Source organism: Synechococcus sp. PROS-7-1 (assembly GCF_014279795.1).
GTDB lineage: Bacteria > Cyanobacteriota > Cyanobacteriia > PCC-6307 > Cyanobiaceae > Synechococcus_C.
In genome coordinates this window covers 513,708-538,165 of record NZ_CP047945.1, presented here as the reverse complement: position 1 = coordinate 538,165, position 24,458 = coordinate 513,708, and the positions used below count along the sequence as shown (strand labels likewise).

Genomic DNA, 24,458 nt, shown 5'->3' with positions numbered 1-24,458 from the left:
TCCCAACGAACGGGACGGATGACCTCAGCGGAACAGGCCACTCAGGCGCTCAGCGACCTCCGTGATGCAGGTAGCGACCGCTCACTCCTGGACCTCGGCTGGCTTGATCAGGTGCGCATCTCTCCACCGCGCGCTGTGATCCGTCTGAATTTGCCTGGCTTTGCCCAGGGCCAGCGCGACCGAATCGTCAACGACGCACGCGCCCGTCTGCTGGGACTCGAGGGGATTGATGACGTGCAGATCGAGGTGGGGCAGCCTCCCTCTCAAGGCGGCATCGGCCAGGCAGGGCATGGACAAGCCGCGGAACGCCAGGCCATTCCTGGCGTGAAGCATGTGATCGCCGTGAGCAGCGGCAAGGGTGGTGTCGGCAAGAGCACCGTGGCCGTCAATCTGGCCTGCGCCTTCGCCAGCCAGGGGTTGCGGGTAGGTCTGCTGGACGCAGACATTTACGGCCCCAATGCACCCACCATGTTGGGTGTGGCCGATCGCACTCCCGAAGTCAGCGGCAGCGGGGACAACCAGTGCATGCAGCCGATCGAGACCTGTGGTGTGGCCATGGTGTCGATGGGTCTGCTGATTGAGGAGAACCAACCGGTGATCTGGCGTGGCCCGATGCTCAACGGGATCATCCGCCAGTTCCTTTATCAGGTGAATTGGGGAGAACGGGACGTGCTGGTCGTGGACCTTCCACCAGGGACCGGTGATGCCCAGCTGTCCCTCGCGCAGGCCGTTCCCATGGCAGGCGTTGTGATCGTGACAACCCCTCAGCAAGTGGCTTTGCAGGACGCCCGTCGGGGACTGGCCATGTTCCGCCAGATGGGAATCCCAGTGCTCGGTGTTGTCGAGAACATGAGCGCGTTCATCCCTCCGGATCAACCGGAAAAGCGTTACGCGCTTTTCGGGTCTGGTGGAGGTAAAACCCTGGCGGAGGCCTTCGACGTTCCCTTGCTGGCGGAAATCCCCATGGAGATGCAGCTGCAGGCCGGAGGCGATCAGGGCCAGCCGATCACCTTGGCCCAGCCTGACTCCATCAGTGCCAGGGTGTTTATCGAGCTGGCCGGTCGACTCTCGCCAGTGGTGCAGTCCGGCCGCTGATCATGCTGAACGGACTCGGCCGCAGCGGACAAAAGCTTTTCTCACAGTCCGGGAGCCGCCGCCGCCGGGCCCGCGATCGCGACTGGATTCTCTGGGGCATCCCTCTCGCCATGATTGCCGTGGCCGGTCTCCTCATCGCCAGCACGCAGCGCCAGGCCAACTACGCCAACTGGTATCAGCACTGGATCACCGCAGGTGTGGGCGTCGTGATTGCACTCCTGCTCGCGAGACTGTCGATGCTGAGGCTCAAACCCTTGCTCATTCCGATCTATGGAGCAACGGTGATCAGCCTTGTGGCGGTGCGGATGATCGGCACAACGGCTCTTGGAGCCCAGCGCTGGATCAGCGTCGGCGGCGTGCATGTGCAGCCATCGGAGTTCGCCAAGCTGGCCGCCATCCTCCTGCTGGCCGCAGTGCTGGATCGCCACCCGGTGGAACGGCCGGTGGATCTTCTCCGACCACTCGCCGTGATTTCACTTCCTTGGCTGTTGGTCTTCATCCAGCCAGATCTCGGCACCTCTCTGGTCTTCGGCGCCCTGCTGCTCACGATGCTCTATTGGTCTGGGATGCCATTTGAGTGGTTGCTCCTGCTGCTCTCACCGCTGATGACAGCACTGCTAGCAGGCCTCTTCCCCTGGGGATTGGCAGCATGGATTCCCCTGACCCTCGCGATCGCCTATCGGTCCCTGCCTTGGAAACGGGTGGCCCTCGTTCTTGTCTCCCTCGTCCAAGGGGCCTCCGCGTTAATCACTCCCTGGCTCTGGCAGAACGGATTGCAGGACTACCAGCGCGATCGTTTAGTGCTCTTTCTCGATCCCACAAAGGATCCCTTGGGTGGCGGCTATCACCTTCTCCAAAGCACGGTGGGCATCGGCTCAGGAGGACTGTTCGGCACCGGACTCCTCCAGGGACAACTCACCAAATTGCGATTCATCCCGGAACAACACACCGATTTCATCTTCAGCGCACTGGGAGAGGAAACCGGATTTCTCGGAACAGCTCTCGTCGTGGTGGGCTTCATGCTGTTGATGTGGCGGCTCCTGCAGGTGGCTGGGAGGGCACGCTCGGATTTCGAATCTCTGGTGGTCATCGGAGTCGCCACCATGCTCATGTTCCAGGTGGTGGTGAACATCTTCATGACCATCGGCCTTGGCCCCGTCACCGGGATCCCCTTGCCGTTCCTGAGTTACGGACGTAGTGCCATGGTCGTGAATTTCATCGCGCTGGGACTGTGTCTTTCGGTGGCTCGCCGCTCACGGCGCGCCTTGGTCCGTTGACTGACACCAGCACGCCACTGCATTCAATCCACCGCTTGATGGCCGAGGGAGTGCCTGAAGGCAAGGCGGATGATGCCCATGCTCGGCGTCTCTGGTGGGGAGCGCTCGAGGTTCTGCAGCAGCGGTTGCTTGGCGATAATTCCAGCTTGGAAGGGGTGTGGATCGCAGCCCCCCTGCCGGCCCTTTACGCACCCGAGTTACTGCAGCGATACCGGGGCTGGGTGTGGGCACCTGAAGCCCTGACGCTTCTCAACGACCTTCAGGGCAGCACACTGCTTCCCTCTGATCTGATCAGCGCACCGACGGGTGCTGCAGAGGAGCCCCTCCTCAGCCACCGATTCCAGCGCATGACCCTGCGTGCCGAGGACAGCCAAGATCCTTTCCTGCTTGTGATCACCAACAACCTGCAAGTCGCGCTGGCCCTGCAGGGCCATGAAGGACAACGCAGGCTTTTGATGCGCAGCGAGCCCAGCCTTCTGACTGGGGTCCTCAGGCTGGTGGAGCAAAGGCTTAAAGAGGATGATCCGGCACAGGCCGAGGGTCTTCATCAGGCTCTGAGCGACCTCGGCCCGCTTCAGAGCAGCGGAGATCTGGCGCTTCATTTTTGGCCAGAGCTCGCCCAGCGGCTTGCGTCGATGGCTCCCACCGTGACGCTTCGAACCGCCAACGAGTCACCCCAGGACGCTCCTCCATCGCACGCCTCAGGCGAAATCGATGCCGAACTCTCTCTGTTGGAAGCGATCGCCCATGAGGTGAGAACACCCCTGGCGACAATCCGCACGCTGATCCGCTCGCTCTTGCGCCGCCGCGACCTACCTGAAAAAGCGATGGAGCGTCTTCAGCAGATTGACACCGAATGCAGCGAGCAAATCGATCGCTTCGGGCTGATCTTTCAGGCGGCGGAACTGCAAAGGCAACCCGAAGGTCCGTCGCCGCTGGCCCGAACCGATCTGGGAGCGATGTTGCGACTGCTGTCTCCGATCTGGACGCAGCAACTCAAACGCAGAGGGGTGGGCTTTGCGATGACCGTCGCCGACGGCATGCCCCCAGTGTTGAGCGATCCCAGCCGACTGGAGCCAATGCTTGGGGGCCTGGTGGATCGCTGCAGCCGCAGTCTTCCTCCAGGAAGCAAGCTGCTTCTGACCCTGGAACCCGCAGGAGCACGCCTCAAACTCCAACTGATTTCCCGCACTCCAGAACAGATCGCGGCCCAGACGATCGATCCGATGCCGCAGGAACGCTTGGGCCCCGTTCTCAGCTGGAACACCGACACCGGCAGTCTGCAGCTCAGCCAAACTGCGACCCGACGGTTGCTGGAAAGCCTCGGGGGGCGAGTGACCCAACGCCGGGACCGGGGACTCACGGTGTTCTTCCCAATTGCTGAACAATGTTGACGGGTGTGAAGTTTCCAGGCCTGTAGGGCGATCAGAGCGGAATCACGGTGCTACTTTCCAGCCGTAAAGGCATGCCGATTTCGCGAGGACAGCCATGACAGCAACGGCGTTGAACGGACAGCTTCCCCAGTTCATCGGCAGCACCGGAGGTCTTCTTAACTCCGCTGAGACAGAAGAGAAGTACGCGATCACCTGGACGAGCAACAGCGCTCAGGCCTTCGAACTTCCCACCGGAGGCGCCGCCATGATGAACGCTGGTGAAAACATCATGTATTTCGCCCGCAAGGAGCAGTGCCTGGCGCTCGGCACCCAGCTGCGTACCAAGTTCAAGCCCCGGATCGAGGACTACAAGATCTACCGGATATTCCCCGGTGGTGACACTGAGTATCTCCATCCCAGCGATGGTGTGTTCCCTGAAAAGGTCAACGAAGGTCGGGCCATGGTGGGACACAACCCGCGGCGCATTGGCCAGAACACCAATCCAGCGAACATTAAGTTCAGCGGCCGCAACACCTTCGACGCTTGATCAGCTGAAAAGCTTGTCCCATCCCAGCCGGTCGTTCCGACCGGCATGATGGCTCGCGGTCGGTTCGACATCTCTGTTCATGCTCACACCCGACCGCACCGCATTTCTGGAAGCCGTTGCATCAGGCTCCACGTTGATTCCTGTGGCCAGCAGCTGGCCGGCAGATCTGGAAACACCCCTCACCACCTGGTTAAAAGTGGGCGAGGGGCATCCCCCTGGAGTGTTGCTCGAATCCGTCGAGGGCGGCGAAACACTGGGGCGCTGGAGTGTGGTGGCTTGCAATCCCCTCTGGACACTCTCTGCCAGAAACAACCAGCAGCAACGGATCTGGAGGGATGGGCGCCGAGAGACGTTTTCAGGCAATCCCTTCGACAACCTGCGCGACTGCCTTGCGCCTTACAAGCCGGCGACCCTGTCCGGACTGCCTCCGCTCGGCCAGCTCTACGGCATGTGGGGCTATGAACTGATCCGCTGGATCGAGCCCTCGGTGCCGGTCCATTCGCATGATGGGGAGGGGCCACCGGAAGGACTGTGGATGCTGATGGACAGCATCCTCATTTTCGATCAGGTGAAACGCCTGATCACGGCCGTGGCTTATGCCGACCTCTCCGGAGAGCACAACGCTTTCAAAGACCCAGAGGCGGCGTGGACCGATGCAATCCAGCGCATTCAGGCCCTGAAGCAAACGATGGCAGAGCCGCTTCCCCCTGTACGCCCGCTCAACTGGACCCCCAGCCAAGGGGACACGCCCTCGACATCCAGTAATCGAACCCAGGATGACTTCCAGCAGGCGGTGCTCAGGGCTAGGGAGCACATCGCCGCCGGAGATGCCTTTCAGCTGGTGATCAGCCAGAGACTCAGAACGGAGATCCGCCACCCCCCCCTCGATCTCTACCGGAGCCTTCGCATGGTGAATCCATCGCCATATATGGCGTTCTTCGATTTCGGGGACTGGCAGCTGATCGGATCCAGTCCTGAGGTGATGGTCAAAGCCGAACCTGATCAAGGGGGTATCCGCGCTGTGCTGCGGCCGATTGCAGGAACGAGGCCTCGGGGACGCAATGAGCTTGAGGATCGGAGCCTGGAAGCGGAACTGCTCGCCGATCCCAAAGAACGTGCTGAACACGTGATGCTTGTCGATCTCGGCCGCAACGACCTCGGCCGCGTCTGCGTTCCCGGGTCCGTGACAGTCCGCGAGCTGATGGTGATCGAGCGCTACTCCCATGTCATGCACATCGTCAGTGAGGTGGAGGGTCGACTGGCTCCGGGGCAGGACATCTGGGATCTGCTGATGGCGTCCTTCCCTGCTGGCACAGTGAGCGGAGCTCCCAAGATCAGGGCGATGCAACTGATCAACGAGCTTGAACCCGACCCTCGCGGCCCTTACTCCGGTGTGTATGGGTCTGTGGATCTGGCGGGCGCTTTGAACACCGCCATCACCATCCGCACGATGGTCGTCAGGCCTAACCATGACGGCGGTTGGACCTTGCAGGTTCAGGCCGGGGCCGGCATCGTCGCTGACTCCAAACCTGAGGCTGAATACCAGGAAACCCTGAACAAAGCCCGAGGCATGCTGACCGCACTGGCCTGCCTTGAGGGCGCTGGGTCATGACCAACAATCGCTTACTCAAAGGCTTTGAGGTCGAACTGTTTACCGGTCGTCGCGATGGTCGCAACGTCGGAATTGCAGCGATCGCCAAACAAGAGCTCGAAGGCTTTGTCACGGAGCCGGATCACCGCAACCTCGAATACGTCACAGCTCCGGAATCGAACTACGGACCGCTGACGGAGGCTCTGCTCGCGCCACGACGCAGCCTGCGGACGTGGCTTCAGTCGCGGGACTTGACCTTGCTGCCCGGCAGCACTCTCAGCCTGGGCGATGCAACACGGTTTGAACGGTCCGATCCATCAAATCCTTACCACGATCTGATTGAAGCCACCTACGGCACGGATGTCGTCACAGCCAGCATCCATATCAACCTCGGCATCGAGAATCCAGAGGAACTGTTCCAGGCCTTACGCCTGGTTCGTTGTGAGGCGGCCTTGATGCTCGCCCTCAGTGCCAGTTCCCCATTTCTCAATGGCGAGGTCACCGGAGCCCATTCCCAGCGCTGGCTGCAGTTCCCCCTCACGCCCGCTCGCGTCCCATTGTTCGTGGATCATCAGCACTTCATTCGCTGGACAGAGGAGCAAATCGCAGCGGGGACCATGCATAACGTTCGCCATCTCTGGACATCCGTGCGCCCCAACGGTCCTGAGCGTCCTCATCAACTCAATCGGCTGGAGCTGCGCATCTGTGATCTGATCACCGATCCAGCCCATCTGCTGGCGATCACCAGCCTGCTCGAACTCAGAGTTCAGCAGATCCTGCGTGACCCCTCCGCTCACGACCCCATGACCCGGAGCGCGTTGAGCCTGGACGAGCTCGAGCAGCTCAGCCTGAACAATGACCGAGCAGCAGCGCAGACAAGCCTGGAGGCCACCCTCCATCACTGGGAAGACGGCCGTCCTCTGCAGTGCAGAGACTGGTTGCTGATGGTGATGGAATCCGTGGAGCCTCTGGCAGCGGAACTCGACCTGAGCGAACAGCTTCAACCCCTAGCCACCATCCTCGATCAGGGAAATCAGGCGATGCGCTGGCTGGCCGGCATTCGGGATGGTGGCACGGTCCAAACCGTGCTCAGCAACAGCATTAAGGCGATGGAAGCGGAGGAATCCCCACGTGTTTCCGCACCAGGCCATCACGCTTTGGGATGATCATGACGGTTTCCGATCCCGGCGGGTCTTCAATGTCGTCCTCCTCCGCAGTCACTCCTGAGAGCGAACAGCCCAGGGCTGCGGTCAGCGAGGCGCCTGTCGGTGGACAGCTCTTGCAGCAACGACTGGCCCTGGTCGAGGACCTCTGGCAGACCGTTCTGCGCAGCGAGTGTCCAGCCGAGCAAGCGGAGCGCTTGCTCCGCATGAAACAACTCAGTGACCCGGTCCTTCCTGACGGAAACGCCATCAGCAGTGACGCTTTGGTGTCGCTGATCAGGGACATGGACCTGTCGGAAGCCATCGCTGCTGCTCGGGCTTTTTCGCTCTATTTCCAATTGGTGAACATCCTCGAGCAACGCATCGAGGAGGACGGGTATCTGGAGAGCATCGTCCGCTCCCAGGACATGGCGGAACAGATCAACCCGTTCGCACCGCCCCTGGCGACACAGACGGAACCGGCAACCTTTCGCGAACTGTTTGAACGACTGCGCCGATTGAATGTTCCCCCTGCCCAGCTGGAGACCCTGCTGCAGGAGCTCGATATTCGCCTGGTCTTTACCGCCCACCCCACCGAGATCGTCCGTCACACGGTCCGCCACAAACAGCGGCGGGTCGCGAGCCTGCTGCAGCAGCTTGAAACCAAAACTGAATCCAACGCCTTTGAAGCTGGAACGATCCGCCTTCAACTGGAAGAGGAAATCAGGCTGTGGTGGCGCACTGATGAGCTGCATCAGTTCAAACCCTCGGTTCTCGATGAGGTTGATTACGCCCTGCACTACTTCCAGCAGGTGCTATTCGATGCCATGCCCCAGCTGCGCCGGCGACTCTCCTCGGCACTGGCCTGTAGCTATCCGGATGTTCAACTGCCGCCGTCATCCTTCTGCACCTTCGGTTCCTGGGTTGGATCCGATCGCGATGGCAATCCTTCAGTCACAACTGACATCACCTGGCGAACGGCCTGCTACCAGCGCCAGCTGATGCTGGAGCGCTACGTGAGCGCGGTTCAGGGGCTTCGAGACCAGCTGAGCATCTCGATGCAGTGGAGCCAGGTCAGTGCCCCACTTCTTGAATCTCTGGAAATGGATCGGTTGCGGTTTCCTGAGGTCTACGAAGAGCGTGCCACCCGCTATCGCTTGGAGCCTTACCGACTGAAGCTGAGTTTTGTGCTTGAGCGGCTGCGCCTCACGCAGATCCGCAATCAGCAGCTGGCGGATGCCGGCTGGCGTGCCCCAGCGGATGGACTGGTGAGCTCCAACCCCCAGGCACCTCAAAGTGAATCGCTTCACTACGGCTCCGTGGCTGAGTTCCGCAGTGACCTTGAGCTGATTCGCACGAGCTTGGTCAGTACGGACCTCACCTGCGAGCCCCTCGACACCCTGCTCACCCAGGTGCATATTTTCGGTTTTTGCCTTGCCGGCTTGGACATCCGCCAAGAGAGCACCCGCCACAGCGATGCCTTGGATGAAGTAAGCCGCTATCTCAACCCCGACCAGGCCTACGGGGATCTGAATGAACAAGAACGCGTGAACTGGCTGCTTCAGGAACTGCAAACCCGCCGCCCCCTGATCCCACCCTCCGTGAGCTGGTCACCCACGACGGAAGAAACGGTTGATGTCTTCCGGACGCTGCATCGGCTCCAGGATGAATTTGGCAGTCGAATCTGCCGGACCTATGTGATCTCAATGAGTCATAGCGTTTCGGATCTGCTCGAAGTGCTTCTCCTGGCGAAGGAGGCGGGGCTTGTGGAACCTTCTGCAGGCCATGCCGACCTTCTGGTCGTTCCTCTCTTCGAAACCGTGGAGGATTTGCAGAGAGCTCCAGAGGTGATGGACCAGCTGTTCCAGACCCCTCTCTATCGCAACCTGCTTCCCAGGGTTGGCAGCCAAGGCCAACCTCTCCAAGAGCTGATGCTCGGGTATTCCGACAGCAACAAGGATTCGGGCTTCCTCTCCAGCAATTGGGAGATCCATAAAGCACAGATTGCCCTCCAAGACCTAGCGGCAAGGAACGGCCTAGCCCTGAGGCTGTTCCACGGCCGCGGTGGTTCAGTCGGCAGAGGGGGAGGACCTGCTTACCAGGCGATTCTCGCTCAGCCCAGTGGCACGCTCCAGGGACGTATCAAGATCACGGAGCAAGGGGAAGTCCTTGCCTCGAAGTACAGCCTCCCTGAGTTGGCTCTTTACAACCTCGAAACCGTGACCACCGCGGTCGTGCAGAACAGCCTGGTCACGAACCAACTGGATGCCACCCCCAGCTGGAACGATTTGATGGCTCGCCTGGCCCGCTGCTCCCGGCGCCATTACCGCGCTCTGGTGCACGACAACCCAGATCTGGTTGCCTTCTTCGAGCAGGTGACTCCGATCGAGGAGATCAGCAAGCTTCAGATCTCCAGCCGGCCCGCCCGGCGCAAAACCGGAACGCGCGATCTCTCCAGCCTGCGGGCAATTCCTTGGGTTTTTGGCTGGACCCAAAGCCGCTTTCTGCTTCCCAGCTGGTTTGGTGTGGGCACAGCCCTGCACGAAGAGCTTGAGAACGACCCCGACCAGATGTCATTGCTGCGGACTCTCCACCAACGCTGGCCTTTCTTCAGGATGCTCATCTCCAAGGTGGAGATGACCCTTTCCAAGGTGGATCTGGATCTGGCCCGTCACTACGTGACCAGCCTGGGGAGTGCCGATCACCGCGACGCGTTCGACGGCATTTACACGACCATTGCCGAGGAATACAGCCTCACCCGCCGCCTTGTTCTAGAGATCACAGGGCAAGAGCGGCTGCTGGATGCAGATCCAGCCCTTCAGCTCTCCGTGGATTTGCGCAACCGCACCATCGTGCCGTTGGGGTTTCTTCAAGTCGCCCTGCTGCGCCGATTACGGGACCAGAATCGCCAACCACCAATGAGCGAATCTCCCAGCGACGGCGACGGTCGCACTTACAGCCGCAGCGAACTGCTTCGTGGTGCTCTTCTCACGATCAATGGCATCGCAGCAGGCATGCGCAACACCGGGTGAATCGCCTTGCTTCCCTTCCGAAAACAGCCCGCTGCGCCATCCCTCAAGCAGGGATATTCCTTGACAATTGATTCGATCCCGGATGGAGCCAGTATCAACGCTCTGCTTGAGGCCTGTGGTGACCAGATCCATCCAGAGGAGCGCTGGTCACTCGCCCTAAGTCGCAGTCTCTGGGTCATGACCATCCTGGACAACGATCACACGCTTGCTGGGTTTGTGCGCGCCACGACCGATCAGGCTTTGAATGCCAACCTCTGGAACCTCGCAGCGCGGCCGGGGCCGGATCAAGTCCATCTGCTTGACGTACTTGTTCACCGCTCCCTCGCGGTTCTGCGCAGAGATCTTCCAGGCTGCAGCATCTCGATTTCGGCACCTCCTCAGGCGCTAGCTGCTCTGAAAACCCATGGATACATCCTCGATCCAGGAGGAATACGAACCATGGGATTGAGGCTCCGAGCCCTGGTGGAGCCTGACGAAACACGAGCATGGAGGGACTCGAACCCCCGACCCTCAGAACCGGAATCTGATGCTCTATCCAACTGAGCTACATGCCCACGCGGCAGTTGGGAGAACAACCACGATTTGGTTACCTTAGCGACACGTCGCACCCGGACTGATTCGGCTTCTCCGGCTTGAACTGCAGGCGTTCCGCAACCACTGCCACCTGCAGCTGGAGATCGAAGCGCCACGTTTGCTAGTGATCGGCAGCAACGGCATCGGCAAATCCAACCTGCTGGAGTCAGTAGAACTGCTGGGGAGTTTGCGCTCTCACCGCAGCAGTCAGGATGCGGATCTGATCCACTGGGACGCTCCAAGGGCTCTGTTGAAGGCCTCCTGCGTGGACGACACCGAAGTTGAGCTGGAGCTCCGCCGCCGCGGTGGACGCCAGGCAAGGCGAAACGGAAAAGTGCTCCAGCGTCAGATGGATCTGATTGGTCCCCTGCGCTGTGTGGGCTTCAGCGCCCTGGATCTTCATCTTGTGCGGGGAGAACCGGCTTTACGACGCCACTGGCTCGATCGGGTCGTGTTGCAACTGGAGCCGATCTATGCCGAGCTGATCGGACGGTACAACCGCCTCCTGCGCCAGCGCAGCCAGTTCTGGAGACGAGGGGGTGGAGGAACGAGCGTCGAACACCAAGCGCTCCTGGACAGCTTCGACATTCAGATGGCTCTGGTCTGCACGCGAATTCACCGGCGCCGACTCCGGGCTCTGTCGCGGCTCGAACCCCTGGCAGCGGCCTGGCAGTCACGCTTAAGCCAGGGCCATGAACAATTGGAGCTCCGCTACAGCCCAGGGAGCGTGTTGGAAGGGGAGGAGGCCGAAGAGCCGTGGCGACTGGCCATCGAACAGCAGCTGCACCGCCAACGCGGTGAGGAAGAACGGCTCGGCAGCTGCCGGGTCGGCCCCCATCGGGACGAGATCGACATGCTGCTGAATGGCACCGTCGCCCGGCGCTTCGGGTCCTCAGGTCAACAGCGCACCCTTGTTCTTGCGCTGAAACTGGCGGAACTGGAACTGGTGGGAGAGCTCTGCGGCCATCCGCCGCTCCTGCTGCTGGACGATGTGCTGGCGGAATTGGATCCGCAGCGCCAACTGGCCTTGCTGGAAGCGGTGGGTGACAGCCATCAGTGTCTTGTGAGTGCCACCCATCTCGACGCCTTTGAGGGCGAATGGCGACAACGCTCACAGATTCTCAATGCTGATCATTTGAGAAACGGCTTGAGAAACAGCTAAAGTGGATGACTGTTTTCTTTTGCATCCTGATGGAGCAGACCCTGTCATGCCTACATCCCAACCCGGGATGGGACGACGCTCAAACTCGAACACCTTCCAGTGCCCCGACTGCATGTGCCACCGACATGGTAGGCAAGCACTGCATTCTCGAGCTTTACGATTGCGACAAAACCAAGCTCGACGACGAAGCTTTTCTGAGAACCACCATCACGACCGCTGCGAAGCGTGCTGGTGCCACTCTTCTCAATCTCATCACCCATCGATTCGAACCACAGGGCGTCACTGGACTGGCTCTTCTGGCGGAATCTCACATCTCCATCCACACCTGGCCAGAAACCGGGTATGCCGCTGTGGATGTGTTCACGTGCGGCGATCACACCATGCCTGAGAAGGCTTGCCAACACCTCTGCGATGAGCTCAAGGCCATGAACCATGCGCTGCGCAGCTTCCTACGAGAAACCCCGGCAGCTGTGGCGGAGACAGAGCGCACACCAGGTTGGTCACCCCGTTGAGGCCTGCCCAATGACCGAATGCTGGTGCCTGGATCCTCAGCGCATGGTCGACATGCGATTGAGTTTTCCACTCACCAGCCCCTCAAGATCAACGCTGACCGAGGTGAACCCCAGGGCGAAGAACTCCTGAACAAGTTCACTGCGCATCGGCTCATTGAGAAAGTCTCCGAGGCTGGTGGAAGGCACTTCAATGCGAGCCGCAAGCCCCTGACAGCGGACGCGGACGCGCGGAAATCCCCTGGCTATCAACAAGGCTTCCGCCGCTCCAACCAGCTTCAGTCTTTGGTGCGTAATCACCTCCCCGTAAGGGAATCGCGACGCGAGACAGGGTTGAGCCGGTTTATCCCACCAGGGAAAACCGAGGGCTTTGGAGAGTCTCCTGATGGTGGCTTTGTCGATCTGCAGCTCGGCCAGTGGCGATCGCACACCGGCCTGACGGGCCGCCTCAATGCCGGGCCGATGGTCTCCGAGGTCATCGAGATTCACCCCGTCAACAACCAGCGCCCCTTCAGCGGCACTGGCGATGTCTTTGAGGTGGTGATGCAGTTCCCGCTTGCAGGCGAAGCAGCGATCGATTGGATTCGAGCTGTAGTTCGGATCATCCAATTCGCTGGTTTCCACCTCAAGGTGACGGATCGCAAGCCACCGGGCTTGGAGCCGCGCCTCGTCCAATAGATGGGGCGCAAGCGATGGAGACACACCGGTCACAGCGAAGGCATGCTCACCCAACTGTTCACAAGCAATAGCCGCCACAAGGGTGCTGTCCACTCCGCCTGAGTAGGCCACACAAACGCTTCCTGCTGATCGCAACAGGCCGCGCAGAGCTTCAAGGCGATCCTCGTCGCCCCGAGGCAGTGACTCCAGTGGACGGAAGCGCGTTTCGGCCACTGAAGAACACAGGAATCTCAGTATGCTCCGATCGTACGCAGCGCCATCTCCTGAACGTCGATGGACGCAACACGCTCATCCGAGACCTCTGACGGTGCGCGCCGGCGCAGCAACCGGGGCATTGGCATCGTCACAGCAGCGGACAGCAGGGAGCGCAGCCTTGGTCAGTTGCACGTTTATGACGGCGACGGCAAGGGCAAGAGCCAGGCGGCACTTGGCGTCGTGCTGCGCACGATCGGCCTGGGCATCTGCGAGCAGCGCCGCACCCGCGTTCTGCTCCTGCGATTTCTCAAAGGACCAGGACGGGCATACGACGAAGACGCAGCCATCGAAGCGCTGCAACAGGGTTTTCCCCATCTGATCGACCAGGTGCGCACGGGTCGCGCCGACTACTTCAATGCCGAAGAAGCCACCCGTTTTGATCAGCAGGAGGCGCAACGGGGCTGGGACATTGCCCGTGGCGCCATTGCCAGCGCCCTGTATTCCGTCGTGGTGCTCGACGAACTCAATCCCGTTCTCGATCTCGGCCTGCTCGAGATCGACGATGTGGTGCAAGCCCTCTCATCCCGCCCGGAGGGGATGGAAATCATCGTGACCGGCCGTGGTGCTCCCAGACCACTGATCCAGATCGCCGACCTGCATTCTGAGATGCGTGCCCATCGTCGGCCCTCAGACGACAACCAGCCGGTGGTGCCCTTCACCACACCGGGAGCGATTGAGATCTACACCGGTGAAGGGAAGGGCAAATCCACCAGTGCCCTCGGTAAAGCCCTGCAGGCCATCGGTCGCGGCATCAGCCAGGACAAGAGCCACCGGGTGCTCATTCTTCAATGGCTCAAGGGGGGCAGCGGCTACACCGAAGACGCAGCCATCGCAGCATTGCGCGAGAGCTATCCCCATCTGGTGGATCACCTGCGTTCAGGCCGCGACGCCATCGTCTGGCGCGGTCAGCAGCAACCGATCGATTACGTGGAAGCGGAGAGGGCCTGGGAAATCGCCCGTGCAGCGATCGCCAGCGGGCTTTACAAAACGGTGATTCTCGATGAACTCAATCCCACCGTTGATCTCGAGCTTCTACCGGTCGAGCCGATCGTTCAGGCCTTGCTTCGCAAGCCTGCAGAAACAGAGGTGATCATCACCGGCCGTTGCAAACATCCACCGGCGTATTTCGACCTCGCCAGTGTTCACTCCGAGATGGTCTGCCACAAGCATTACGCAGAGCAAGGCGTGGATCTCAAACGCGGAGTCGACTACTAAAGCTCAATAACGGGGCACCGAGGCATCCACCTCCTGGCTCCAAGCGTCGATTCCTCCTGTCACATTCACCGCCTGAATACCGAAGCGCGTCAACAGATCGACGGCCTTGGCTGATCGACCACCCAGCTTGCAATGCACATAAACAGTTCGATCATTCGCGAGCGAACGGATCCGCTCGATCGCGTCACCCGATTCGATGGAGGCCAGAGGAATCAGCTGGGAGCCTTGAATCACCGCCACATCAGCCTCAGCCTGCTGCCGAACATCCAGGAGCACAAGATCGGTTCTCTCATCGAGCAACGCCTTGAGCTCACGCACTGAGATGCTGTTCATTCCCTGGGACTCCTCGTCCTCGACAGGAACTCCAGAATTGCAGAACTGCTCGTAGTTCACCAGTTTTTCAATCGGGGGCCGATTGGGCCGGCGCTCGAGGCGCAGCTCTCTGAAACGCATGCTGAGGCTGTCAACCAGAAGCAAACGCCCGTCGAGGGTGTCACCGAGACCGGTGATCACCTTGATCACTTCGGTCGCCTGAAGGAGACCGATCAATCCGGGCATCACACCCATCACACCCCCATCGGCGCAAGACGGCACAAGGTCCCGTGGTGGCGGCTGAGGCACGAGGTCCCGGTAGTCCGGAGAGTGTGGCCCCTGGTTGAACACCGTGACCTGGCCTTCAAAACGCTGGACGGATCCATAGATGAACGGTCTACCGAGCAGGACGCAGGCATCGCTGATCAGATATCGAGTCGGGAAATTATCCGAACCATCCACCACAAGGTCGTAGCCCTCAATCAACTGAAGAGCGTTATCCGCCGTCAGCCTGCAGAGATGCTCTTCCACCACACAGTGCTCATTGAGATCCAAAATCCTTTTCCGGGCTGAAGAGGTTTTGGCCTCCCCGACAGAAGCCTGGCCATGGATCACCTGCCGCTGAAGATTGCTGAGATCGACGCGGTCATCGTCAACAATGCCGAGTCGCCCGATCCCGGCAGCAGCCAAATAGAGGAGAAGCGGGGAACCGAGGCCTCCAGCGCCAATACAGAGCACAGAGGCAGCTTTCAGACGCCTCTGACCGGCGAGCCCAAGTTCCGGCAGCGTGAGGTGGCGGGCGTAGCGCCCCCGTTCTTGTGAGCTGAGTTCAGACACCTGGTGCTGATCCGTCATCGGTGGTGCGGCAATGACTATTGGTTGCACTCAGGCCAGTGCTATTCAACGATGCACCATCAAGATCCACGAGGGGTAGGGAATAGACCTTGGCAGGACTTGCGAGATCGAAACCATGTCTTGGGGTGGATCGCTCCATCCACCATCCCGCCAGCCCACCAGAACCAGCATCGATCACCACCACCCCATCGGCAGCCACCCAACGCCTGTCGTTCTCGCTGGGGCGTGGCGCACCACCGGGATGGGAATGGGCACTCCCGACAACATGGAGCCCTCGCTGGCGCCCCCAGCGTTGCGCCGCGATCTGCTCGCGTGGATCCAGAGCGAACCGCGTCTGGCGTGAAGGAGGACCGCCACCGCCGCGGCCCGGGTGCTCCTCGAGACCCTGAAGGCCCGGACGCCAGACATTGCAGCAGGGCCAAACCACGCGCACTCTCACCTCAGGACCGGAGTTCCCCAGCAGCAGGGCACATCCCTCCTCCGGCGTCACGGCATGAAGCGATTTCCGCAAAACGATCAGGCAATCCCGATCGAAGCGCAGTCGCCATGGCATTTGCGGAAGCTTGTCGATAAGGTCAGCGGGCATTAGATCCATGCCAAGGCGTCATGAGCGACGAAAGCACCACCCAGGTGAATGACACCGACGTCACGAATGCTGCCCCAGCTGGTGAGAGCGTCGATTTTGCTGAGCGGTACAAAGACATTCTCGGAAAAGTGAATGAAACCCTCGACAAAGTCGATTGGGGCCAGGCCGGTCGCATCGGCAAGGTTGTAGGAATTTTCGCCGCGGTGATCGTTGCCCAGATCCTGATCAAGGGCATTCTCGACACCATCAATCTGCTTCCCGTTGTTCCAGGCCTGCTGGAGCTGCTTGGTGTGGTTGTGGTCGGCCAGTGGAGTTGGAAAAATCTCACCACCAGTGAGAAGCGCTCAGCCCTCGTCACTCGCATCCAGACACTCCGCAAGGAATATCTCGGTTGATGCTGACGGAGGGGGATCAAAAGTCCCCCTCCGATTCCTTACTGAAGCGTCTTTCGAAGCCGACTAATCACTTGGCGGCAACGCTCTCGGAAGCCACCGCCGAATAAATTGGCGTGATTGAGCAGGTGATAAAGATTGAGTGCGTCCACTCTTTGCTCAACGCCATCCGGCAGGGGCCACTCAAGGTTGTAACCCTCGAGAAAACGGCTAGAAAAACCGCCGAAGAGTTGTGTCATGGCGAGATCGACCTCGCGATCAGCCCACCAGCTGGCGGGATCGATCAGCAGCCCCCGTCCATCGGCCAGAACACCGGCATTGCCCGCCCATAGATCCCCATGAACCAGACAGGGCTCTGGAGCATGGTCGCCAAGCCACTGGGCCAGCGGAGCAAGAAGAGATGACCAGTCGTTTTCATGCAATGCCCAGGCCTCAGCCAAGCGCAGCTGGGGCTTCAAACGCAGCTCAACAAAGGCCTCACCCCAGTCATCACTCCATCCGGCCGGCTGGGGACCGAGACCGATAAAGCCGTCATGGTCCCAACCAAACCGTGAAGGACCGTTCAGTGACGACCTCCGGTGCAAACGGGCCAGCCCTCGGCCGAGGTTGAACTGATCGCCATTCCCCATCTCCCACCAAGGGAGCACCAGAACCCCCCGATGCTCAAGGGGGATCCACGCCAACACATCCACGACTTCCACAAGGTCAGCATCAGACCATTGGCGCAAGGACCGCAGCCCCCGCTGCTCAGCCTCAAGAGAGGCAGGATCAGAGACCTTGAGGAACCAAGCGCTGCCGTCACTCAGGTCTGCTCTCCAACAGGCTCCTCGCTCACCACCGCCGACAGGTCCGATCGACGTCAGGCAACGTCCCCGCAGCAGGTCTCTTTCCTTGGAAAGGATCTGCTCGAGCTGATCCCGCATCCACAAGCACCGGAACGCAGCTGCCAGCATGCCCGGATGGACAGCTCCCGCGACGCCATTGTGATCGGAGGCGGCATTGCCGGCCTCACTGCAGCGGCCTTACTGGCTCGCGAAGGATTGTCAGTGACCCTCGTGGAGGCCCACCACCAGCTCGGAGGCTGCGCAGGAACATTCAAGCGGGGGCGCTACACCTTCGATGTCGGCGCCACACAGGTGGCAGGTCTTGAACCGGGCGGAAGCCATGCCCGACTGTTCCGCCATCTCGGCCTGGAGCCACCGGCAGCGGAACGCCTCGATCCTGGCTGTGTGGTGAATCTGAATGATGGATCACCCCCGATCCACCTCTGGCATGACCCCCAACGCTGGCGGGAGGAACGGACGCGCCAATTCCCTGGAACGGAGCGGTTCTGGGAGCTGTGCAGCTGGATTCATCGCCAGAACTGGCAATTCGCCGCAGCCGACCCCGTACTGCCGGTGCGTTCAGGCTGGGATCTGAGCCGAACGCTTAACGCACTCACACCCGGCAATCTCGCCACGGCGCCGCTCAGTCTTCTCACCGTTGCCGATCTACAGAGGCTCTGCGGCTGTGGAGGCAACCATCGGCTGCGCCGTTTTCTCGACCTTCAGCTCAGGCTCTATTCCCAGCAACCGGCCAATCAAACGGCGGCGCTCTACGGAGCCACCGTTCTGCAAATGTGCCAGGCCCCCCTTGGCCTCTGGCATTTGCAGGGATCCATGCAGAGCCTCAGCGACCATCTCATGACTTCCCTTCAGCGGGATAAGGCCGAGGTGCTCCTGCGCCATCGCGCCGTTTTGCTGGAGCAAAACCGGAGCAGTGGCCGCTGGAGCGTGCAGATGGAACTGCCGGGAGGTGAGCGACGGTCTCTGCAAGCAGCCGATGTGGTGTTCAGTCTTCCGCCTCAGTGTTTGCCCTCGTTGATTCCAGACAAGAACGTTCTCCGCCAGTCCTATCGCCGCCGCCTGCAAACCCTTCACGCTCCCAGTGGGGCGTTGGTGTTCTACGGAGCGGTCAACCGACGCGATCTTCCTGAATCCTGTCCAGGCCATCTGCAGTGCGATTGGGACACGCCAGGGTCCCTCTTCCTCTCGATCAGCAGAGAGGGAGATGGCCGTGCTCCGGCCGGAGAAGCCACGGTGATCGCCAGCGTGTTCACCACCCCTGAGGGTTGGCATGACCTTCCGGAAGAGGAGTACCAGGAACGCAAACAGATTGTGCTGGAGCAGATGCGCCGCGGCGTTGAAAACGCCCTGACGCTTCCGACCGAGGTCTGGCTCCACACCGAACTATCCACCCCCCGCGGCTTCGCCTACTGGACAGGCCGCCCAAAGGGTGTTGTGGGCGGCCTGGGACAGAGTCCGGACCGATTCGGTCCATTCGGTCTGGCCAGTCGCAGTCCGATTCGAAAACTATGGCTCTGCGGGGATTCGATTCACCCTGGCGAGGGAACCGCGGGAGTCACGCTGTCGGCCCTGATGGCTTGCAGCCAGCTAATGGAAGAACGAGGCCGAACGCTCACTCTGGCGAACTGAGGGGACTGAGCCCCTTCTCGACAAACCCCGGACGCAGGGTGCTGGTCTTCTGCAGTTCATTCTCCAGTTGAGCCCAGTGGCCGCTGAGAATCGCCTCCTCCAGCTGTTCAAGGCTCCAGCGGTAAGCGGCCAGGGCCTTCAGCAGAGCGTCCGTATTGCGGCACGCCATCGCCGTGCCGAGGGCTGGGTTGCCACCACCCACTCGGGTGGTATCGGCAAAACCGCTGGAAGCCAAGCGCCGGGCGAGATCCAGAATCCTTGGATCCCGTTCATCTCCCACCGCCCTCAGCAAGGCAGCGCTCACCATCACCGGCAGGTGGGACACCAGAGCCACGGCCTGATCGTGGCAGGCAGCATCCGCAGTGATCCACTCGCCTCCAAGCCCTTCGGCCAAGACCTTCACGCTGGCCAAGGCCTGGGGATCGGTCGACGGCTCAGGCGTCGCCACCCAAGGACGGCCTCGAAACAATCCAGGTAAACCTGCATCGACACCGGACTGATCCGTTCCTGCCATGGGATGGGCTGCCACGAAACGAGGGTGGCGGTCGCGCCAGACCTCAAGCACCGCCCCTTTCACGGACCCCACATCCGTCACAACGGCATGGGCCGGTAGTGCCTCGACCAACTGCGGTTCAGGCGTCAGCAGCGCTTCGATCGGAAGGGCCAGGATCACGGTGTTGCAGTCGCTGAGGCAGAAGGGATGGCAACTGACCTCGTCCACCAGCCCCCGCTGCATGGCACGAGCCGCTGTGCTGTCGCGATGCACAAGCCCGGTCACCGGCACACCCTGCTCACGAAGGTCGAGAGCGATCGAGCCACCGATTAAACCGAGGCCCACCACACCAACCTTCCCGAGAGCCTGCAGCCCAGTGCTCCGCTCCTCTCCCATGCCTGCCCAGCCAAGGCCACCATGTTGCTTCACCACTCAAGAAAGCAAGCATGATCAGGTTGAACCATTCCTGATCAGAGAGCTCCGTAGGGTTAGCCGATGCTGGAAGTTCAGGCCCATCAGCAGTTGAAGCATCTGCTCCGTGCAGATGCCGGACAGTGGGAGCATCAACTGACCTTGAGTCGGCTGGTGGGCCGTAGCCTGCGCCGCCGCGATCAAACCAGCATCCAACTTTCTGCCGGTAGTGATGAACGCTGGTGGCTTGCCCTGCTCGTCCCCCTCTGCCTCCAGAGCCGCAACACCGTTCTGGTACTGGATCCGCAGCAACGGCAACGCTTTCTCAGCCTGGAGCGTCCCCGTCTGCTCCAGAGCGACCTACGACTCGGATGCTGGAGCAGTGTTCATCCACCCACGAGCGATCAACTGTGGCTACTCACTCCCAGCCAGCTGATCACGGCGTACCGCCTCGGGCACCTCCGGCATGACGACCACCTGGTGATTCCAGAAGCAGAGCATCTGGCTACACGACTCCGGGACGCCATGGCCGTGCAGCTCGAGGCGCGCCATTGGGAAGAACTCAGAACCGCCTTTCCCGCCACAGGCCAAGGACTTCTGGACCTGCATGAACGCTTGAGCCGACAACTGTTCGCCCGTGGTTCCGGCAAGTGCCGTCAGCTCTCCATGCCGGACAGCGCCCTGACGAGCGTCCGCGACTTACTGCAACTGACCGGCCCGGCGCCGGAACCCTGGAGTCACCTCGCTGCCATGGGGATGGACACCTGGGCGAGCTGGGCCCGACTCGACCATGAACACCTGCAGTGGCAATGGACGCTTCAGCCCCTTGAGCCCCTTGAGGAAATCCAAGACCTGTTCAGCACGCGACCCTGGACCCTGATTCATGGCGATGGGGGATGCCGCAGAGCCTCCAATCCAACACCTCCCGACCGTGACGATCCCGTGATCCGAATCGATCTGCGCGAGCCGCCACGCAGTGAACCGATCCCGATCTACGCCCCCCGCAGGCAACCCCTGCCCAATACGGAGATCTACGCCAGCCATCTGCTCGATCAGTGCCGGCGTCTCATCCTTGGCCGCTCAGGTCTGACGGTGGTTCTTGCGAATGACGCAGCCCTGCTGCAGAGACTGGCCAGCGAACTAGCAGCGGAATTCGGCAGCAGAGTGACCATCGATCGCGCTTGCGACAAACCCAATGGCGTGATCTGCACCAGTTGGGGCTGGTGGATGACCCATCAGCCAACCCTTCCGGAACCGGATCAACTCATCACAGCCCTGCTGCCGATCGCAAGCTTGGAAGATCCACTCACGGCCGCGCGCGTGAAAGTCTTGAAAAAACAAGGTCGCGACTGGTTCAGAGACCTGCTTCTGCCGGAGGCTTTGGCCATCCTGATTCCGGCCATTGCCCCCCTCAGACGCAGTGGCGGCCGTCTCGCCATCCTGGATGGTCGAGTGCGAAGCCGAAGCTGGGGAGAGCAGGTGTTCCAAGCTCTGGAGCCTTGGAGTTCACTGCAGCGGCTGCTACCTGATTGATGGACACCCCTAGGCTGGTCTTAGGGATAGAACAACCATGGGAGAAGCCCGCCGTCGCGCCAGCCAGGGCCTGCCGCCCCGACAGCAGAAAACCAATCCCAAGGATGCCGAGCGCTTCATTGATTGGTTACCCCTAACCCGAAGCCAGGCATCGCAGTTCGTTTCAATCACCACGCGCGGCGCTTGGATCGGAATCGGAGCGCTGGTTGTGTTTTGGGTGGTGGTGCGATTTGTTGGTCCAGCAGCGGGCTGGTGGACACTGGCAGACACACCCTGAAAGAACCAAGAACCGAAGACTCAACCAAATCAATAGAAAACCTTTAGAATTCACTCATGCGTCGGGTGATCGAAGTGTTTTTGCGTCTTTCAGAGCAATATCGAACGGTTGTCCAGGATCTGGTGATGAGCCTTCAGGCTCTCGCCAAAAGCCTCCAGAAGCTTGGCGTTACGGCAACTTGCTACGTCTGCGACGACGGTCGCGATGGCTCTGGAGCCTCATTTGTCGCCGAGCTCGGTGATCAGCACATGGTGCGATTTCTCGTGTCCGACTTCGGAATCAGCTGGGTTGAGTCGCGCAACGGACGCGAATTGGTGAAGTTCGAAGGTGCTGAAGCGATCCAAGAACTTCAGCGCATTGCCGACAATCTCCAGGAGAGCCGCAGTCAACGCGGCTCTTCCTGCTCGATTCAAGTCTGATCCGTGAGGGGCCGTACTCAGGCAGCCCCTTTGCTCTTGACATCCGCCTGAGCATCAGAGGCCTTCTCGCCGGGCTTGGTTGCCGCCGAGCGTGCGGCGGCGGCAAGCGGCCGCATGGAGTTGGAGGTCACTTCCGAGCCCTCGGTGAGCTTCTGACGGACCAACGTCTCGATCGTGTCTTTGGCCTCAGGGTTCTGCTCCAGCCAGCCGATGGTGTTGTCCCGCCCCTGGCCAATGTTGTCGCCTTCGTAGCTGTACCAGGCTCCTTTGCGGGTCACGACACCTGTTTCTTCCGCCAAATCCAACAAGCATCCCAGGGTGCTGATGCCACGACCGAAAAGGATGTCGAATTCTGCGATTCGGAAGGGCGGCGCCACCTTGTTTTTGGCCACCTTCACCTTCGCCCGGATCCCGTACTCCTCGGTGCCGCGCTTCAGCGTCTGGATGCGGCGAATATCGAGGCGCACCGACGCATAGAACTTGAGGGCGTTACCACCGGTTGTTGTTTCCGGATTGCCATAGGTCACACCGATTTTCAGACGCAACTGGTTGAGGAAAATCACGGTGCAACCGGATTTGCCGATGTTGCCTGTGATCTTGCGCATGGCCTGACTCATCAGACGCGCCTGGGATCCCACCGCCAGATCACCCATCTCGCCTTCGATCTCGGCTCGGGGCGTCAGCGCCGCGACCGAGTCCACCACGACGATGTCAACGGCAGCAGAGCGCACGAGCTGATCGACGATCTCCAGGGCCATTTCACCGGTGTCGGGCTGCGACACCAACAGATTCTCGATATCGACTCCGAGCGAAGCGGCATAAACGGGATCGAGTGCATGCTCAGCATCCACGAAGGCCGCCACACCGCCCCGCCGCTGCACCTCGGCGATGGCATGCAACGTCAGCGTGGTCTTACCGGAGCTTTCCGGCCCATACACCTCCACAACCCGTCCTTTGGGATAACCACCACCCAAGGCAAGGTCGAGAGTGAGCGCTCCGGTGGAGATGGTCTCCACCCGCATTCGAGAGGCGTCTCCAAGACGCATGATCGACCCCTTCCCGAAATTGCGCTCGATCTGCCCGAGCACGAGATTGAGCGCCTGATCACGCTCACCGGGGCGGACATCTCCACCGGAGGACTGGGAGGATTTCACTTCGACTGGCATGGCTTGAACAGTTAAGGAGCTAAAGGGCGTCGGCGGCAGCTGATCAGGACGGCGGCGAAACCGCCGCTGACCTGGGAACAGACACCGGACAATGCATCCAGTGCCCCATCACGAACCATCCGTCACACGTAGTACAGATGTACGTTAACGAATCAGTTCCAGCTCGCCAAGGGCCCTGCGAAGCATTCCGGACTGAGTAGCGACACACCCTCGGGGAGGGTCACGGGGTCATCCGGCTTCAGATATCCCCATGAGGCCAGCCAGCAAGGCAGCTCCTCGAGACCCGCTGTGCCGCGGACCGTTTCCAGGGTCGCCTTGCGGTCCTCGATGAATCCCCTCAGGCGCCAGTCATCACGAAGACTGAGCAAGACGTCAGGCTTGGGGCCCGACTCCCGTCCATCCAAGCGCGCGGGTGTCAGGCCCATCGAAGCCAGCAATTCTCCAGTGAAGGCTTTCCCCTTGGTGGTGAGCACCGCCCAGGCCACTCCTTCATCCTCCAAAGACGCGAGGCGCTCCGGCACCCCTGGATAGGGCCGATGCATCGCCAGCCAACCACTCCGATCCATCAGGACAGCCTCGCGACGAACGTGCTCAAGCCGCTCCTGCAGGAGGGTCGGGGTCCAGCCGAACCGGGACAGGCCTTCGGAACAGAACGCGCTGTAATCGCGGATCACCCCATCGAGATCACCCGTCATCAGCGACCGACTGGGCTCAGAGAACAGCGACGCGATCAGCACCATCTCCCAGCCGTGGTGAATCCAGGGACGCAGAGCACGAAACCCATCGGGGATGGTGTCTGGCAGCGCGGCCCCGGGGCAGAGGCTCAACGCGGCACGGCGAGCACTCCACCAGTACTCCTCCATCCCATCGACAATCACCCCGTCGAAGTCGAAGACAAGGAGTTCACAGGACAACACTGGAATCCTGAAAAAACTGGGCCGCTAGGATTCGAACCTAGGAATGGCGGGACCAAAACCCGCTGCCTTACCACTTGGCGACGGCCCATTGACTCCAGGTCATGATCTCCTGCGGAGATCAAGCACTGGCGTTCAGATAGTTACCCACAGCGGAGTGACCTTCGTCAATCCGTC

Annotated in this window: 22 protein-coding genes and 2 tRNA genes; 15 read left to right on the top strand and 9 right to left on the bottom strand. The window is 60.7% G+C overall.

What is annotated here, in order from left to right:
• Window positions 1-18: 18 nt before the first annotated feature.
• The 7 genes from SynPROS71_RS02675 to ppc all read left to right on the top strand — a co-directional run bounded on the left by SynPROS71_RS02675 (window position 19) and on the right by ppc (window position 10,057).
• The gene (locus tag SynPROS71_RS02675; protein WP_186596453.1) at window positions 19-1,095 is read left to right on the top strand and encodes an Mrp/NBP35 family ATP-binding protein; all 1,077 of its coding nucleotides are present in this window, start codon (window positions 19-21) and stop codon (window positions 1,093-1,095) included.
• 2 nt (window positions 1,096-1,097) lie between these two features.
• The gene (gene rodA / locus SynPROS71_RS02670) at window positions 1,098-2,372 is read left to right on the top strand and encodes a rod shape-determining protein RodA (RefSeq protein WP_186596451.1); all 1,275 of its coding nucleotides are present in this window, start codon (window positions 1,098-1,100) and stop codon (window positions 2,370-2,372) included.
• Window positions 2,373-2,410: 38 nt separating this feature from the next.
• Window positions 2,411-3,766, top strand: a complete 1,356-nt coding sequence (locus SynPROS71_RS02665) for a HAMP domain-containing histidine kinase (RefSeq protein ID WP_186597828.1) — start codon at window positions 2,411-2,413, stop codon at window positions 3,764-3,766.
• A 94-nt stretch (window positions 3,767-3,860) separates the two neighbouring features.
• Window positions 3,861-4,292, top strand: a complete 432-nt coding sequence (locus tag SynPROS71_RS02660) for a photosystem I reaction center subunit II PsaD (protein WP_011932371.1) — start codon at window positions 3,861-3,863, stop codon at window positions 4,290-4,292.
• 79 nt (window positions 4,293-4,371) lie between these two features.
• Window positions 4,372-5,904, top strand: a complete 1,533-nt coding sequence (locus SynPROS71_RS02655; protein ID WP_186596449.1) for an anthranilate synthase component I family protein — start codon at window positions 4,372-4,374, stop codon at window positions 5,902-5,904.
• Complete coding sequence (gene gshA / locus SynPROS71_RS02650; protein WP_186596447.1) at window positions 5,901-7,049, top strand: glutamate--cysteine ligase; 1,149 nt, start codon at window positions 5,901-5,903, stop codon at window positions 7,047-7,049. Before SynPROS71_RS02655 ends, gshA begins: the two co-directional genes overlap by 4 nt.
• Window positions 7,050-7,081: 32 nt before the next feature.
• Complete coding sequence (gene ppc / locus SynPROS71_RS02645; protein ID WP_370586845.1) at window positions 7,082-10,057, top strand: phosphoenolpyruvate carboxylase; 2,976 nt, start codon at window positions 7,082-7,084, stop codon at window positions 10,055-10,057.
• Between the two features lie 480 nt (window positions 10,058-10,537).
• Here the strand turns inward: ppc and SynPROS71_RS02640 are convergent.
• Window positions 10,538-10,611, bottom strand: a tRNA-Arg gene (locus tag SynPROS71_RS02640).
• A 62-nt stretch (window positions 10,612-10,673) separates the two neighbouring features.
• On the opposite strand from SynPROS71_RS02640, the gene recF reads away from it, so the two are divergent.
• Window positions 10,674-11,792, top strand: coding sequence for a DNA replication/repair protein RecF (gene recF, locus SynPROS71_RS02635; protein ID WP_186597827.1), 1,119 nt, complete (start codon window positions 10,674-10,676; stop codon window positions 11,790-11,792).
• Window positions 11,793-11,821: 29 nt separating this feature from the next.
• On the top strand, window positions 11,822-12,304 hold the full coding sequence (gene speD, locus SynPROS71_RS02630; protein WP_186596443.1) for an adenosylmethionine decarboxylase: 483 nt from the start codon (window positions 11,822-11,824) through the stop codon (window positions 12,302-12,304).
• A gap of 36 nt (window positions 12,305-12,340) precedes the next feature.
• Here speD and larE read toward each other — a convergent pair whose 3' ends face one another.
• Window positions 12,341-13,192: an ATP-dependent sacrificial sulfur transferase LarE gene (gene larE / locus SynPROS71_RS02625; protein WP_186596442.1), complete on the bottom strand. Its 852-nt coding sequence runs from the start codon at window positions 13,190-13,192 to the stop codon at window positions 12,341-12,343.
• Between the two features lie 60 nt (window positions 13,193-13,252).
• Here larE and SynPROS71_RS02620 point away from each other — a divergent pair, with 60 nt between their 5' ends.
• Window positions 13,253-14,449, top strand: a complete 1,197-nt coding sequence (locus SynPROS71_RS02620) for a cob(I)yrinic acid a,c-diamide adenosyltransferase (RefSeq protein WP_186596441.1) — start codon at window positions 13,253-13,255, stop codon at window positions 14,447-14,449.
• 3 nt (window positions 14,450-14,452) lie between these two features.
• Here SynPROS71_RS02620 and moeB read toward each other — a convergent pair whose 3' ends face one another.
• Both moeB and SynPROS71_RS02610 read right to left on the bottom strand, forming a co-directional pair.
• Complete coding sequence (moeB, locus tag SynPROS71_RS02615; protein ID WP_186596440.1) at window positions 14,453-15,616, bottom strand: molybdopterin-synthase adenylyltransferase MoeB; 1,164 nt, start codon at window positions 15,614-15,616, stop codon at window positions 14,453-14,455.
• The gene (locus SynPROS71_RS02610) at window positions 15,591-16,202 is read right to left on the bottom strand and encodes a M67 family metallopeptidase (RefSeq protein ID WP_255442305.1); all 612 of its coding nucleotides are present in this window, start codon (window positions 16,200-16,202) and stop codon (window positions 15,591-15,593) included. The genes moeB and SynPROS71_RS02610 overlap by 26 nt, the downstream gene beginning before the upstream one ends.
• A 20-nt stretch (window positions 16,203-16,222) precedes the next feature.
• Between SynPROS71_RS02610 and SynPROS71_RS02605 the strand changes: the two genes are divergently transcribed.
• Entirely contained in the window at window positions 16,223-16,597 is a 375-nt protein-coding gene (locus SynPROS71_RS02605) for a CAAD domain-containing protein (RefSeq protein ID WP_186584099.1), read from the top strand.
• 38 nt (window positions 16,598-16,635) lie between these two features.
• On the opposite strand, the gene SynPROS71_RS02600 is transcribed toward SynPROS71_RS02605, so the two are convergent.
• Window positions 16,636-17,517: a fructosamine kinase family protein gene (locus SynPROS71_RS02600; RefSeq protein WP_370586844.1), complete on the bottom strand. Its 882-nt coding sequence runs from the start codon at window positions 17,515-17,517 to the stop codon at window positions 16,636-16,638.
• A gap of 36 nt (window positions 17,518-17,553) precedes the next feature.
• Here SynPROS71_RS02600 and crtD point away from each other — a divergent pair, with 36 nt between their 5' ends.
• Window positions 17,554-19,068: a C-3',4' desaturase CrtD gene (gene crtD, locus SynPROS71_RS02595; RefSeq protein WP_186596438.1), complete on the top strand. Its 1,515-nt coding sequence runs from the start codon at window positions 17,554-17,556 to the stop codon at window positions 19,066-19,068.
• On the opposite strand, the gene SynPROS71_RS02590 is transcribed toward crtD, so the two are convergent.
• On the bottom strand, window positions 19,052-19,957 hold the full coding sequence (locus SynPROS71_RS02590; protein WP_186597825.1) for a prephenate/arogenate dehydrogenase: 906 nt from the start codon (window positions 19,955-19,957) through the stop codon (window positions 19,052-19,054). The two genes, crtD and SynPROS71_RS02590, sit on opposite strands and share 17 nt — an antisense overlap.
• 99 nt (window positions 19,958-20,056) lie before the next feature.
• On the opposite strand from SynPROS71_RS02590, the gene SynPROS71_RS02585 reads away from it, so the two are divergent.
• The 3 genes from SynPROS71_RS02585 to SynPROS71_RS02575 all read left to right on the top strand — a co-directional run bounded on the left by SynPROS71_RS02585 (window position 20,057) and on the right by SynPROS71_RS02575 (window position 22,201).
• The gene (locus tag SynPROS71_RS02585; protein ID WP_186596437.1) at window positions 20,057-21,505 is read left to right on the top strand and encodes a helicase; all 1,449 of its coding nucleotides are present in this window, start codon (window positions 20,057-20,059) and stop codon (window positions 21,503-21,505) included.
• A gap of 37 nt (window positions 21,506-21,542) precedes the next feature.
• On the top strand, window positions 21,543-21,782 hold the full coding sequence (locus tag SynPROS71_RS02580) for a DUF2839 domain-containing protein (RefSeq protein ID WP_186596435.1): 240 nt from the start codon (window positions 21,543-21,545) through the stop codon (window positions 21,780-21,782).
• A gap of 74 nt (window positions 21,783-21,856) precedes the next feature.
• A complete protein-coding gene (locus tag SynPROS71_RS02575; protein WP_186597824.1) occupies window positions 21,857-22,201 on the top strand; it encodes a DUF1815 family protein in 345 nt (114 codons plus the stop codon).
• A gap of 17 nt (window positions 22,202-22,218) precedes the next feature.
• Here SynPROS71_RS02575 and recA read toward each other — a convergent pair whose 3' ends face one another.
• From recA to SynPROS71_RS02560, 3 genes are all read right to left on the bottom strand, one after another.
• Window positions 22,219-23,367: a recombinase RecA gene (recA, locus tag SynPROS71_RS02570; protein ID WP_186596433.1), complete on the bottom strand. Its 1,149-nt coding sequence runs from the start codon at window positions 23,365-23,367 to the stop codon at window positions 22,219-22,221.
• 152 nt (window positions 23,368-23,519) lie between these two features.
• Window positions 23,520-24,230, bottom strand: a complete 711-nt coding sequence (locus SynPROS71_RS02565; protein ID WP_186597823.1) for an HAD family hydrolase — start codon at window positions 24,228-24,230, stop codon at window positions 23,520-23,522.
• 70 nt (window positions 24,231-24,300) lie between these two features.
• Window positions 24,301-24,372: transfer RNA gene (locus SynPROS71_RS02560), tRNA-Gln, on the bottom strand.
• Window positions 24,373-24,458: the final 86 nt, after the last annotated feature.